Genomic DNA, 12,413 nt, shown 5'->3' with positions numbered 1-12,413 from the left:
CCGGCCGACGCCCTGGCGGCGGTACCCTTCTCGCGCGATACCACGTTGCGCCCGTAGCTCAGCGGATAGAGCAGGGGACTTCTAATCCCAAGGCCGCAGGTTCGAATCCTGCCGGGCGCGCAGGCAATACAGCGTTGGCGGAGTCGTCGAGCGGCTCGTTGCCACCACGGCCAGCCGACTGACCCAGCTCACCGTGGTCCACTGCCTTTTCGCGACTTCGGCTGCGCCCTGCACCGGCGCTGCGAACCGGGGTGGCCACCGCGACATCCTCGGCCTGGCCGAAGGTTGGCTCACCCGGCCAACCACTGACCGGCTCGACAGCCAGGATCAACGTCAATCTGACACTCGGCGGTTGACATCGGTACGTCCACGCCGCTTGATCTTCAGGCCCGCATGCTGAAAGGGTTGCACTGGGGGTGGACCCGCGAGCTCGTCCACAACGGAGTGTTGCTGGGTCTGCGGATCTCGGCGTGACCAACGTGATGATCTTCATTTCGACGGCGTGCCGGCGCGAATGCGGCATCCCCAAGAGCTACCGACGCAAGGCCGAAGTCGGAACCTGCCGACCGGCAGAGGGGACACACAACGTGCGAGCAAGCAACAACGGGACGGGAAACAGGGTCGGCACCGCGAAACGGATAGCGGTCACCCTGACCCTTGCGCTCACTTCGACCCTCGGGGTTGTCACGGTCACCGCCTCACCAGCACAGGCGCTGCCGACGAACTGCAACGGCACCCCCGGGACCGCCACCTACGGGGTCATGTGTCGGGGTGGCACCGGCTTCTACCGTGCCTGGACCGAGTGCAAGCACGTGAGCACAGGCAACAAGAAGACCGCCTACGGCAACGGTGTGGGTATCGGGGGATACTCCAAGGCAAACTGCGGGTCCAACTACCGCATCACCAGCAACCGCGGGGTTACGAAGTCCAACTACCTCCCCCCGAACTGGTAGTCAAGACCGCACAGATGCACCACGATCGACGATCTTCAGCGAGATGCCGGTCGTAACTCTGGATGCTGCCAGTGGCTCTGCCCGAGGATGAACCCGTCGGGCAGAGCCACTGGCACGCTCGGTCAGATCGTCCTCGGCGAGGAACTGCGTCAGTGCAGGAGCGCGAGTAGGCCGTGGCCGTCCTCGGTGCGGGCGTCCGGTCGCAGGTCGGGGTGGGACGGCTCGCGGTCGGTGCGCGGTGAGCGCATCAGGATCGCGGCACCGGCACCAGCCCGACGAGCACAGGCCACGTCGCGGTGCATGCTGTCGCCGACGAACCAGCAGTCGCCGATCGGTACGCCGACGGCGTCCGCCGCCAACCAGGCCAGGCGGGGGTTGGGCTTGCGGAGCCCGGCCTCGTCGCTGTAGAACTCGGCCACGAACAGGTCGGACAGCCCGGCAGCGGCGAGGAAGTCCCGATGCGCCGCGCCGCAGAGCGCGTTGCTGACCACCGCCATCGGCAGACCCGCCTCGGCCGCGGCCCGCAGCGCCTCCGGAATCCCCGGGCGGACCTGCCACTCCGGTCGCCACGCCCACGCGTACGCCAGCGGGGTCGCCGCTTCCTCGACCGCCGTGCGGGCCGGTTCGGGCCAGGTACGGGTCACGAAGTTCGCCCACACCTGCGCGTGCGACAGCTCGATCGGATCATCCGAGCGGCCGACGTCGTCGCGCCACAGCGCGTAGGCCCGGCCGCCCTCGGTCAGGTCGGCGGCGATCTGCTCGGCCGACACCGCACCGCCGACCAGGTCGAACAGCCGAGTCACCAGCTCCGGTGGCGCCGGTGGCTGTCGCGGAGCGTCGGCCAGGACACCGCCGAAGTCCAGCAGGAGCGCGCGAGGTGATCGCAGCATGCCCCCATCCTCGCGTACCTCGGTTGTGCGGACCGGACGGGGAGGGGCATCCGCGCCGCCGGCCAACGTCACCGTCAATCTTGGACAGTTCCCGTCAGCGCTGACAGTCAGCGAAGATCGGAAACTGTCCAGGATTGACTCGACCTGACACCCCGATCCCGGTGGTCAGCTCGGCTGGCAGGGGGTGCCGTTGAGCTGGAAGTCGGTCGGGCGGTCGTTGGCGCCGGAGTACGTGGCCTGGAAGCCGAAGCTCACCGTGCCGTTGGTCGGCAGGCTGCCGTTCCAGGCGGCGTTGCGTGCGGTCACGTTCCTCCCGGACTGCGTGACCTGCGCGTTCCACGCGTTGGTGATCTGCTGGTTGCCGCTGAACGACCAGGTCATGGTCCAGCCGGTCAGGGCGGCACCTCGGTTGGTGACACGTACGTCCGCGGTGAAGCCGGTGTTCCACTGGTTGGCCGTCCAGCTCACCGTGCAGGCGGCCGGCCCGGTGGTCGGCGGCGGCGTGGTGGGAGGCGGCGTCGTGGGGGGTGGCGTGGTGGGCGGGGGTGTGGTCGGAGGGGGTGTCGTGGGAGGGGGCGTGGTGGCGTCACGGGGAGGGAAGCGGAGGATGCGGTCGTCGGTGGCCGCCGGGGTGCCTCGGCCGTCCCGGTTGCTTGTGGTGACCCAGAGCCAGCCGTCCGGGCCGTACTCGACGGTGCGCAGGCGACCGTAGCTGCCGGCCAGCTCGGCGGTGGGGGTATCGACGCCTCCGGACCCGTTCAACGGCACGTTCCACAGCCGGTTGCCGCGCAGGCTGGCCACGAAGAGCCGGTTCCCGGCGATTGTCGCACCGCTCGGTGACGCTTCCGCCGGGGTCCAGGTGAGCAGCGGATCCCGGAAGCGTGGATCGTTGGCCCGTCCCTCCACGGTGGGCCAACCGTAGTTGCCGCCACCGACGATCAGGTTGATCTCGTCCCAGGTGTTCTGACCGAACTCGGTGGCATACAGTCGGCCCTGGGCGTCCCAGGCCAGCCCCTGCACGTGACGGTGACCGAGGCTGTAGACCGGTGACCCGGCGATCGGGTTGTCCGACGGAACGGTGCCGTCGGGCCGGATGCGCAGGATCTTTCCGTTGCGGCTCTGCGGGTCTTGTGCCGAGGCGGTCTGTCCGGCGTCGCCGACGCCGACATAGAGCATCCCGTCCGGTCCGAACGCTATCCGGCCGCCGTTGTGGATGGCCGCACGGTTCAGCCCGGTGAGGATCGGCTGCTGGGTCTGCGGTGCGGTGAGCCGGAACCGGGCGATCCGGTTGTCGGTCGCGGTGGTGAAGTAGACGTAGATCCAGCCGTCCTGGGCGTAGGTTGGCGATACGGCCAGGCCGAGTAGGCCGCCCTCGCTGACCGGAGTCACGCCGGAGACGGTGACCACGGGCTCCGGCGACTGGCCGGGCCGGACCCGCACCACCTGCCCGGTGGGTCGCTGGGCGACCAGGGCGCTGCCGTCGGGCAGGAAGTCCATCCCCCACGGCACCTGGAGACCGGTGGCGACCGTCTCGGGTCGGGAGAAGTCGAAGTCGCCGACGGCGAGCAGCGCGGGTGGCGCGTCGTTGCCGGCACCGGACGGACGTTCGGCGTTCGGGACCGCGCCGGCCAGGCCGGCGACGCCGACACTGCCGGCGACCAGACCGGCGGTGAGTACGGCCCCGACCGCGAGTCGGATCTTCATGCCACCCCCTAAAATATCGATATCGGTAAATTAGCACGTCGTCCCGCACTCGCTCGGACACGCGCCCGCCGAACCCGATCCTCGGCGGAGTTCCACCGCGCCCGAGTTGACCGGGGTTGCCGACCTGCCAGACCCGGCCGACCACCCGACGTTCCGGCTCGACCCGCCCGAGCCCCCCGCGCTGACCTGACGCCGGCTGTCACCGCACCACCGGATATCAGTGGTCCGGGCCGCGCCGCCGACCGTATGGTCACCGGCATGCAGCTGCGCGACGAACCGGTAGCCGATCGGGATGCCGTGCACGAGTTGCACCGGCTGGCCTTCGGTGACCACGGAGAAGTGGTGGCGGCTCTCGTGCGGGCCCTGCGGGACGACGACCCGGAGGCCCTCAGCCTGGTCGCGGAGGAGGACGGCGAGGTCGTGGGGCATGTGCTGTTCACCCACAGCCTCCTCGACGCTCCGCGTCGACTCGTACCGGTGCAGGTGCTCAGCCCGCTCGCGGTCACGCCGGGCCGGCAGCGACGCGGTATCGGCGGCGCTCTGATCAGACACGGGCTGCGCCTCCTGGACGAGCGCGGCGTGCCGGCGGTCTTCCTGGAGGGCGACCCCGGGTACTACGCCCGCTTCGGCTTCGTCGCCGCCGGTGATCTGGGCTTTCGCCGGCCGTCGCTGCGCATTCCGGCACCCGCCTTCCAGGTGGCCAGGCTCTCCGGGTACGAGCCCTGGATGACCGGAACCTTCGTCTACTCGGCCACCTTCTGGCAGCAGGACTGCGTCGGGCTACGCGAGGACGTCACTGGCTGAGCGTGACGGATGGACGACTGAGGGTCGATTTCGACGTCACCCACGGTCATCAGCACCGCTGCCGCGTGTTATTCTCCGGCGTCGATCTCCGCAGCGCGGACCCGGATCGGGTCGTTTGTCGCAAAGGACGCCTTCCCGATGCCGGCCCTGCCCAGCCCGATCACGTCACCTGCCATGGTGGACCGTCCGGCCGCCGGCGCGTTCGCGTTCATCTTCACCCGGCTGCCGGCGCTGCTGCGGCTCTCCTGCGGCCTGTTCTGCCTCGTGGTGGCGCTCGCCGTGCGTACCCCGCCGGTACGTCCGGAACTGCTGCTGCCGACCGTGGCGGTGCTGACCGGCTGGTCGCTCTGGTACGCGCTGCACGCCTGGCGCGACGGCGTCCGCGCGCCACTCGTCGCCGGCGACGTTGCGCTTACCAGCGCCGCGTGCCTGGCGATTCCGGTCCTGGTCGCACCCGAGGTGCTGCCCGGTGAGGCCAGTTGGATCGCCGTACTGGCCAGCACCACCGTGATCAACGCCCAGGCGACCGCCCCGGCCCGCTTGTCGATTCCGGCCGGGCTGCTGGTGACCGCCGCGTACGCGACGGGTGCGCACACGGCCGGGAACTCGACCGAGGCCAGGGCCCACGCGGCCACCCTGCTGGCCCAGACCGCCTGCACGGCGATGATGACCGCGGTAATGCGCCGACGCATCGCCCGGGCGGACACCGCCTTCGTCGCCGCCCAGCGGGCCGCCCGGGACGCCATGGTCGCCCGGATCGCGCGCGAGGCGGAACGACGGCAGAACCGCGACCTGCACGACACCGTGCTGGCGACGCTCACCATGGTCGGGCAGGGCGCGGTGGGCGGGCCCTCCACCGCGCTACGCGAGCGGTGTGCCGCCGACCTGCGTACCCTCGCCGCCCTGGCGGAGGCGCGCTCGGTGCCGCACGACGCGACCGCCCGGCTGGACGAGCGTCTCCGGGCCGTGCTCGCCCGGCTGCCCGGCCTACCGGTCGCCGCCGACCTACCACCGTGCACGGTGGCGGCGCCGGTCGCGGAGGCCGTCGCGGAGAGCGCATACGCCGCGCTGGTCAATGTGGCGAATCATGCCCGCGGCGCGCGGGCGACGCTGCGACTGCGGCGGTACGCCGGCACCGTCACGGTCGAGGTGGTCGACGACGGTCCCGGTTTCGACCCGGCCACCGTGCCGGCGCACCGGTACGGTCTGCGCGAGTCGGTCCACGGCCGGATGACGACGATCGGCGGACGTGCCGACGTCAACTCCGCACCCGGCCGGGGCACCCGGATCCGGTTGGAGTGGTCCGATGTCGGCTGAGCGGCTGACGGGAAACCCGGGGGCAGGCGAGACGGGGTTCGGGCGGGGGGCCGGCACGGCCACGTTCCTGCCACAGCGGACCAGGCCAGTTCCGGTGCCGGAACCGAGGGTCGGGCCGGCGTCCGACGAGGTCGGTGCGGTCCGGGCGGCCGCCGCGGTGGCCCGCACCTCCGATCGGGGTGCCCGGATCGTCGCGGTCACCATCGCGCTGGTCTGGCACCTGGCCATCGGGCTGCCCGCGGTGCTTCACGCCGGGTCGACGCTGGCCGTGCCCGAGGTGGTGCTGGGTGGCTGGTTACTCGTGGCGGCGCTCGGCGTGCTCGCCGGGATCCGGTTGCTACGCGACACACCGCTGCCGGCGGCGCCGCTGGCCGGCCTGCTGCTGGTCGTCGACGTGGCGGTCTTCGCCACCGTGGGCCGACCGCACCTGTTCAGCCCGGCGAACTGGGTGTGGGGCACCCTCGCCTGGTTTTTTCTGGTGGTGCTCTGGGGGCGACCGGTGCACCGGCTGCTCGTGCTGCTGGCCGCTCACGCGGCCACCGCACTTACCGCGGTCGTGCTGCACGGCGCGACGGGCGCCGCCGACCTGGCCCGGGCCACGATGGCTCTCTACGGCACGTCGTCGCTGCCGGTGGCGGTCTTCGCCGGTGCGGCGGCGCTTGCCACGCTGTCCCGGCAGCGGGCCGCCACGGCAGCGGCCACGAACGCGACGGTGGCCGAGCGGGAAGCCGCCGAGCGGGCCCGGCACGAGCGGGGCGAGCGGTTGAATCTGGTCGGTCGCGCCGCCAGCGAGGTGCTGACCGAGCTGGCTCGGGGGCGGGCCGACCCGGCCGACCCGGAGGTGCAGCGCCGCTGCGTACGGGCCGCCGCCCAGTTGCGTCGCCTGATCGCCGAGTCCGACGACGTGCCCCACCCGCTGCTGCACGAGCTGCGGGCCGCAGTCGATCTGGCCGAGCGCAACGGCCTACCGATCGACCTGGTCACAATTGGTACACCGCCACCGTTGCCGGTGCGGATTCGCCGGAGCCTGGCGGATCCGCTCACCGCCGGCCTCGCGGACGCACAGGACTGGGCCCGGTTGACCGTCGTCTCCGGCCCCGACGAGGTGGTGGTCAGTCTCGTCACACCCGACCGGGAGGGCCCGGACACCACCGGGCATCCGGCGGAGGACGACGGGCAGGTGGAGCACCTCTACGAACGGGACGGGAACATCAGATGGACGCAGACGCGCTGGCACCGGTGACGCCGGAGCGGCCTGTCGGTGTGGCTATCGTGGACGACCACCCGGTGGTCATCGACGGGGTGCGCGCCTGGTTGGCCACCGAGCCCCGGTTGACCGTGCTGGCCACCGGCGACGATCCGGACGAGGTGTTGCGAGCGGCGCCGCAGGCCGATGTGGTCCTACTCGACCTGCGGTTGCACGGCCGGCTGGTGCTGGACAAGCTGGCCGAGCTGAGCTCGGCCGGACGCCGTGTGGTGGTCTACTCCGAACACTCCGATCCGGCCACGATGCTGGCCGCGCTGGACGCCGGGGCGGTGGCGTTCCTCGCCAAGCACGAGGGGCGGGAACACTGTGTGGCGACGGTGCTCGACGCGGCGAGCGACCGACCGTACGTCGCACCGGCGCTGGCCGGCGCGATGGTCGGCGATCCCCGGCCGGATCGGCCGGTGCTGTCCGACAAGGAACGTGAGGCGCTGCTGCTGTGGTTCCAGTCGATGTCGAAGGCGTCGGTGGCCCGGCGGATGCGGATCAGCGAGCACACCGTCAAGCAGTACGTCGACCGGGCGAGGATCAAATACACGCGGGCCGGCCGACCGGCCGCCACGAAGGCGGCGCTGCTCGCCCGGGCGATCGAGGACGGACTCGTCCGACCGGAGGAAATTGGTATCTACCGGTCGCGGGCGTCGACCGATCAGCCGACCCCCTAACGGGCGTCATGACAGCAGCGGACGCCTCGGCGAGGCTCGTACGTAGATGCCGTCCGCACCGGAGGTCCCGACGATGCACGATGACGTCTCCCCGTTCTTCATCGCACCGCACCGGTTCGACGCGGCGGACGACGGCACGGGCCCGGTGCTGGACCGGCGGCACGATCTGGTGCCGGAGGGCGGCGAGCAGGTGCTCGATCGTCATCGGGCGGACGTGGCCGGATACCTGCTCGGTCCCAGCGACGCCTACCGTGCCTGGGCGCTGCCCGCACCGGTAGCCGTCACCGTCACCGACCGCCGGATGGCGTATGTGGGCGGCGGAACGCAGCTCGCCCTCGTGGGGGCCGGTCGCCGTGGGGCGGCCCGGCTGCCCGGGCTGGTCAGCGGGCAGATCCGCTGGCAGTGGCCGTCCCGGCTGGAGTTGTTGCCCGCTGCCGGCGGCAACCCGGCGACGTTGCTGGTGGTCTGTGACGCCCTGCGGACGATCCGGCAGCCGGCACTCGCCCTGGTCGGTCCCGACGACCGGATCGGCGCACTCGCCCGGCAGCTGCGCCACGCAGTCGCCACGTTCCGGCTGGTCCGGCCGGAGCTGGTGGACCTGTCCCCGCCCGAGCGGGACGCGCTGGCCCGCCTGACCCGGACCGCATCGCCTTGCGGCGCGGGGCGGGTGCTGCTGCCCGGTGCCCTGCCGGTGGAGTTCCACTCCCGGGACGACTACTACCGGCCGAGGTACGCCGACGCGCCGCCGTACGACGCGGCGTCCGGCCAGCGATAGGCCGCCGGCACCTGAGCGGTAACCCGTGGACCGATCGAACCGAGGTGGTCAGGGAGTCGCGGAACGCCGGTCGTCGGCGTCGAGCACGGCGGCCTCCTGCGGGGTCGGCGCGCTGCCGCCGAGATGCGTTGGCAGCCACCACCGGTCCGTTGGCGTGGCGGGCTGGTCCGGGTACTCCCGCTGAGCCCGGTCGACAAGCGCGCTCAGCCGGGTACGCAGATCCTCGGTCATCGTGGCGGTGTCCGGGTACGCGGTCGGATCCATCGGTTCGCCGACCAGGATGGTGACCGGGGTGTGCCGGCGGGTGAGCGTACGTGGGCGCCCCTTCGTCCACAGCCGCTGGGTTCCCCAGAGCGCGACGGGCAGCACCGGTACCTGCGCCTCGCGGGCCATCCGGGTGGCTCCGCTCTTGAGTTCCTTGACGGTGAAGGAGCGGCTGATCGTCGCCTCGGGAAACACGCCGACCACCTCGCCCGAGCGCAGCGCCGCCACGGCGGCGGCGTACGAGTCGGCGCCGGCACGCCGGTCCACCGGGATGTGTCGCATGCCGCGCATCAATGGCCCGGACACGCGGTGCCGGAACACCGAATCCTTGGCCATGAACCGGACGAGACGTCGGGATTCGAGGGCACCCAGGCCGCAGAAGATGAAGTCGAGATAGCTCACGTGATTGCTCGCCAGGACCGCGCCGCCGGTACGGGGAACGTGATGGTCGCCCTTGACGGTGAGCTTCAGGTCGAGGACCCGGAACATCGTCTTGGCGGCGGCGATGACGGGCGGGTACACGAGTTCCGGCATCCCGGAACTTTACCCCGAGTAGGTTACGCACCGGTAGGGACGGTGGTCACCACGACCTACGGGGGCGCGGCCGGGTCGCCCGTCGCCCGGTTGGGCAACCCGGCCGCGCCGGTCACCCGGCGAGCGAGTGCAGGTCGACCCGGCCACGCGCGAAGGCGTCCACCCGGCCCCAGCGGCCGGGGATGTCCAGCACCTCGATCCGGCCCATGCCGACGGGCAGTCGCGGCTCGACCGCCAGGTGCCCCTCGTGTGGCTCCAGGCCGAGCATCGTACGCAGCAACAGCAGCGGGGCCCCCGTCGACCACGCCTGCGGACTGCACGCCGTCGGGTACTCCACCGGGAACTTCGTCTGCTCGCGCGGGTAACCGCCGAACGCCTCCGGCAACCGTCCGTCGAAGTACCGGGCGGCGTCCAGGATGCCATTGGCGATCGCGGCGGCCTCCTCGGCGAAGCCGTACCGGCGCAGACCCCAGGCGCAGAACGAGGTGTCGAAGGGCCAGACCGTGCCGTTGTGGTACCCGATGGGGTTGTAACGCACCTCGCCCTCGGCCAGGGTCCGCACTCCCCAGCCGGTGAACAGCCGCGGTCCGACCAGGTGGTTGGCGATCTGCTCGGCCCGGTCGCCGTCGACGATCCCGCTCCAGAGCAGGTGGCCGATGTTGGAGCTGAGCACGTCGCACTGCCGCCCGTCCGGATCGAGCGCGAGCGCGTAGTAGCCGCCGTCCTCGACCCACCAGTCCCGGTTGAACCGTTCCTTGAGGGCCGCGGCCTCCCGCTCCAACTGGTCGGCGTACGCCGGGTCACCCCAGAACTCACGGGCCAGCCGCGCGCCGCGCATCTTCGCGTCGTACGCGTACCCCTGCACCTCGCAGCTGGCCCGGGGAAACGGCGGCAGTGTCCCGTCGCGGTAGGAGATGGAGTCCCAGGAGTCCTTCCAGCACTGGTTCTCCAGGCCGGTGTCGGTGTTACGCCGCTCGTACCAGATGTAGCCGTTGCCGACCAGGTCGGCGTAGTCGTCGATCCACTTGAAGGCTCGGCGGCACTCCTGCTCCAACTCCTTGACCAGCGCGGCGTCGCCGCTCCACTGCTCGTACTCGTCGAGCAGCACCACGAACAGCGGGGTCGAGTCGACCGCTCCGTAGTACGGCGAGTGCGGCTGCTCCTCGAACGCGGCGCTCTCGCCGTAGCGCATCTCGTGCAGAATCCGACCGGGATCCTCCTCCCGGAAGTCGTCGAACCGGGTGCCCTGCAGGGCCGCGAGGATCCGCAGCGTCGTCGCGCTCAGCTCCGGTGTGAACGGCAGCGTCTGCAGGCAGGTCAGGATGCTGTCCCGGCCGAACATGGTCATGAACCACGGCAGACCGGCGGCGGGCAGGGTCTGGCCACCCAGCGACAGCGGCGAGAACCGCAACGCCGCCAGGTCGACGATGCACCTGCGGTACGTCGCGGCGAGTTCCTCGTGCTCGCTGTTCACCTTCGGCGCCTTGGCGATCCACTCCTCCAGGTCGTGTTGCAGGGCGAGCCGTTCGTTGCCGTGCACCTGCAACCCGAAGCGCAGGTCCCGACCGCCCGGGCCGAGCGCCAGCGTCTGCACGTCGATGTCCGTGGTCCACTGCTCGTTCGGTTCCAGGTGAATGGAGTACCCGAAGCCGTTGCGGTCGTACCGGGCCGGCTCGGAGGACGAGATGATCGTCTCGCGCTTGAAGTTGCCGCGCCGGTAGCCCAGGCGGAGTCGGTCCGGCTCGGCCTCGGAATAGATCTCGCCCTTCTTGTTGAGGATCTCGTCCTTGACCTCGAACAGGTCGGCGAAGTCGCAGCCGGCGTCCATCCGGATCTCCAGGTCGACCGCCTTCTCGTCGTGGTTGAGGATGGTGATGTGTTCCCGGAAGCTCCCACCGACCGCCCGCTCCCGGATGATCGACAGTTTCGCGTCGACGTAGTGCGTGGCCAGCCCGGGCACCAGGAAGAAGCGCGACTCGTAGTACTGGAGGTCGTCGTAGGAGAGGGCGTTCAGCCGCTCGCCGTTGACCGTGAGCACCCACTTGGAAAGAAAGCGGGTGTCGATGGAGAACAAGCCGGTCGGTTCGGTAGGTGTCGCCTCGATGTCCCCGGTGGCCTCGCTGACGACGAAGTTGTTGCCGTCGAGAATCCGTACGGTGTGGCTGGGCGCCATCACTGCACCCCCTTCCGGTAGCGCTGCGGTCCCCTGGCGTACGGCGACCCGGGAAAGATCCGTTCGACCTGCACCACCAGGCGGGCGTCACCGGTGACCGTCATGTCCCCCCGGAGCAGCGCCGCCAGCCCGTTCTCGCGGCCGGTGACCAGTTCCTCGAAGAGCGCGGGGCTGGCGCCGACCACCGTGTCGGCCTCCATGTCCTGCCGGCTCACCTGGATGTTCCCCCGGTCGATCCGCACCAGCCAGTGCGTGCTCTGCGGCCCCTCGTGCAGGTCGAAGCGCAGGGCTCCGGAGGTCTTCGCCAGCAGAGGTTCGTATCCCTGCTGGTCGAGGTCCTCGAAAAACCGCGTGGTCGCGTCCGCCATCGGGCCCCTCCTCCCGGTCGCTCATGTCCCGCAGGAGGGGTCCCCGACGCCCGGGGGCTCAACCTCACCCGCTTGGGGTGAGCCCTCGGTGTGGGAGGCGGGCCCGGGTGAGGCGGTCGCAGGCGCCGGTGTTCCCGAGGGCGGCACCGCGCAGCACGAAGCCGGCTCCCGACGGCTCGGGAACCGGCTTCGCCTCGGCGGAGGCGATCAGTTGTTGGGATCGTCCGCGCTGATGTCGGCCAGCACCGACTGGGGCTCCCGCTCGACCGCCAGATCACCCATGGACACCAGGCCGATCAGCCGGCCGTCCTCCACCACGGGCAACCGCCGCACGGCGTACGTCCGCATCAGGTCGGCGGCGGCGACGGCGTCGTCGTACTGACTCACCGTCACCACGTCCTTGGTGGTGATCTGGTTCAGCCGGGTGGTGTCCGGGTCCATGCTCTCCGCCACGCCTCGGACCGTGATGTCCCGGTCCGTGACGATGCCGACCACGTTGTCTCCGTCGGTCACCACCACGTCACCGATCGCGGAGTCGCGCATCTCCTGGGCCGCCGCGACGAGCGTGGCGTTGCCGTCCATGGTCACCAACCGGGTCGTCATGAACTCTCCGACAGTTGTCATGGCACCTCCCTCTGGGTGTCGGGCAACCAGGGGTCTACCCGACCGCCACAGTCAGTAACGTGGCCGGTCGCCACCCAG

The 12,413-nt window shown here is 70.8% G+C and carries 12 protein-coding genes, 1 tRNA gene and 1 pseudogene; 7 read left to right on the top strand and 7 right to left on the bottom strand.

Features of this window, described 5'->3' with window-relative positions; genetic code table 11:
* Window positions 1–47 precede the first annotated feature (47 nt).
* Together ACFY2A_RS24000 and ACFY2A_RS23995 are read left to right on the top strand one after the other, a co-directional pair.
* Window positions 48–120 (top strand) — tRNA-Arg (locus tag ACFY2A_RS24000).
* Between the two features lie 350 nt (window positions 121–470).
* Complete coding sequence (locus tag ACFY2A_RS23995; protein WP_387174706.1) at window positions 471–953, top strand: hypothetical protein; 483 nt, start codon at window positions 471–473, stop codon at window positions 951–953.
* A 149-nt stretch (window positions 954–1,102) separates the two neighbouring features.
* Here ACFY2A_RS23995 and ACFY2A_RS23990 read toward each other — a convergent pair whose 3' ends face one another.
* The 3 genes and pseudogenes from ACFY2A_RS23990 to ACFY2A_RS23980 all read right to left on the bottom strand — a co-directional run.
* On the bottom strand, window positions 1,103–1,843 hold the full coding sequence (locus tag ACFY2A_RS23990; RefSeq protein WP_363924643.1) for an HAD family hydrolase: 741 nt from the start codon (window positions 1,841–1,843) through the stop codon (window positions 1,103–1,105).
* Between the two features lie 165 nt (window positions 1,844–2,008).
* Window positions 2,009–2,311, bottom strand: coding sequence for a cellulose binding domain-containing protein (locus tag ACFY2A_RS23985; protein ID WP_387174743.1), 303 nt, complete (start codon window positions 2,309–2,311; stop codon window positions 2,009–2,011).
* A gap of 132 nt (window positions 2,312–2,443) precedes the next feature.
* A pseudogene (locus ACFY2A_RS23980) lies at window positions 2,444–3,547 on the bottom strand (PQQ-dependent sugar dehydrogenase); the annotation flags it as partial.
* 258 nt (window positions 3,548–3,805) lie between these two features.
* Here ACFY2A_RS23980 and ACFY2A_RS23975 point away from each other — a divergent pair.
* The 5 genes from ACFY2A_RS23975 (at window position 3,806) to ACFY2A_RS23955 (ending at window position 8,372) form a co-directional block, all read left to right on the top strand.
* The gene (locus ACFY2A_RS23975; protein WP_387174704.1) at window positions 3,806–4,351 is read left to right on the top strand and encodes a GNAT family N-acetyltransferase; all 546 of its coding nucleotides are present in this window, start codon (window positions 3,806–3,808) and stop codon (window positions 4,349–4,351) included.
* A 138-nt stretch (window positions 4,352–4,489) separates the two neighbouring features.
* Complete coding sequence (locus ACFY2A_RS23970) at window positions 4,490–5,668, top strand: sensor histidine kinase (protein ID WP_387174702.1); 1,179 nt, start codon at window positions 4,490–4,492, stop codon at window positions 5,666–5,668.
* 94 nt (window positions 5,669–5,762) lie between these two features.
* Window positions 5,763–6,911 (top strand): hypothetical protein, encoded by a 1,149-nt coding sequence (locus ACFY2A_RS23965; RefSeq protein WP_387174700.1) that lies wholly within the window; start codon window positions 5,763–5,765, stop codon window positions 6,909–6,911.
* On the top strand, window positions 6,884–7,597 hold the full coding sequence (locus ACFY2A_RS23960; protein ID WP_363924638.1) for a response regulator transcription factor: 714 nt from the start codon (window positions 6,884–6,886) through the stop codon (window positions 7,595–7,597). Before ACFY2A_RS23965 ends, ACFY2A_RS23960 begins: the two co-directional genes overlap by 28 nt.
* A gap of 73 nt (window positions 7,598–7,670) precedes the next feature.
* Window positions 7,671–8,372: a hypothetical protein gene (locus ACFY2A_RS23955; RefSeq protein WP_363924637.1), complete on the top strand. Its 702-nt coding sequence runs from the start codon at window positions 7,671–7,673 to the stop codon at window positions 8,370–8,372.
* Between the two features lie 48 nt (window positions 8,373–8,420).
* Here ACFY2A_RS23955 and ACFY2A_RS23950 read toward each other — a convergent pair whose 3' ends face one another.
* From ACFY2A_RS23950 to ACFY2A_RS23935, 4 genes are all read right to left on the bottom strand, one after another.
* Window positions 8,421–9,170 (bottom strand): lysophospholipid acyltransferase family protein, encoded by a 750-nt coding sequence (locus ACFY2A_RS23950; protein ID WP_387174698.1) that lies wholly within the window; start codon window positions 9,168–9,170, stop codon window positions 8,421–8,423.
* A 112-nt stretch (window positions 9,171–9,282) separates the two neighbouring features.
* Window positions 9,283–11,343, bottom strand: a complete 2,061-nt coding sequence (locus ACFY2A_RS23945) for a glycogen debranching N-terminal domain-containing protein (RefSeq protein ID WP_387174696.1) — start codon at window positions 11,341–11,343, stop codon at window positions 9,283–9,285.
* On the bottom strand, window positions 11,343–11,711 hold the full coding sequence (locus ACFY2A_RS23940; RefSeq protein ID WP_387174694.1) for an SCP2 sterol-binding domain-containing protein: 369 nt from the start codon (window positions 11,709–11,711) through the stop codon (window positions 11,343–11,345). Before ACFY2A_RS23940 ends, ACFY2A_RS23945 begins: the two co-directional genes overlap by 1 nt.
* A 207-nt stretch (window positions 11,712–11,918) precedes the next feature.
* Complete coding sequence (locus ACFY2A_RS23935) at window positions 11,919–12,335, bottom strand: CBS domain-containing protein (protein WP_093410484.1); 417 nt, start codon at window positions 12,333–12,335, stop codon at window positions 11,919–11,921.
* Window positions 12,336–12,413: the final 78 nt, after the last annotated feature.

The organism is Micromonospora sp. NPDC000442, from assembly GCF_042898635.1.
Classification (GTDB): domain Bacteria; phylum Actinomycetota; class Actinomycetes; order Mycobacteriales; family Micromonosporaceae; genus Micromonospora.
This window is presented reverse-complemented; position numbering and strand designations above follow the sequence as displayed.

Coding starts and splice junctions, on each gene's coding strand:
- ACFY2A_RS23935 (WP_093410484.1), bottom strand. CDS start 12,335: ATGACAACTGTCGGAGAGTTCATGACGACCCGGTTGGTGACCATGGAC.
- ACFY2A_RS23975 (WP_387174704.1), top strand. CDS start 3,806: ATGCAGCTGCGCGACGAACCGGTAGCCGATCGGGATGCCGTGCACGAG.
- ACFY2A_RS23950 (WP_387174698.1), bottom strand. CDS start 9,170: ATGCCGGAACTCGTGTACCCGCCCGTCATCGCCGCCGCCAAGACGATG.
- ACFY2A_RS23970 (WP_387174702.1), top strand. CDS start 4,490: ATGCCGGCCCTGCCCAGCCCGATCACGTCACCTGCCATGGTGGACCGT.
- ACFY2A_RS23955 (WP_363924637.1), top strand. CDS start 7,671: ATGCACGATGACGTCTCCCCGTTCTTCATCGCACCGCACCGGTTCGAC.
- ACFY2A_RS23990 (WP_363924643.1), bottom strand. CDS start 1,843: ATGCTGCGATCACCTCGCGCGCTCCTGCTGGACTTCGGCGGTGTCCTG.
- ACFY2A_RS23945 (WP_387174696.1), bottom strand. CDS start 11,343: ATGGCGCCCAGCCACACCGTACGGATTCTCGACGGCAACAACTTCGTC.
- ACFY2A_RS23940 (WP_387174694.1), bottom strand. CDS start 11,711: ATGGCGGACGCGACCACGCGGTTTTTCGAGGACCTCGACCAGCAGGGA.
- ACFY2A_RS23960 (WP_363924638.1), top strand. CDS start 6,884: ATGGACGCAGACGCGCTGGCACCGGTGACGCCGGAGCGGCCTGTCGGT.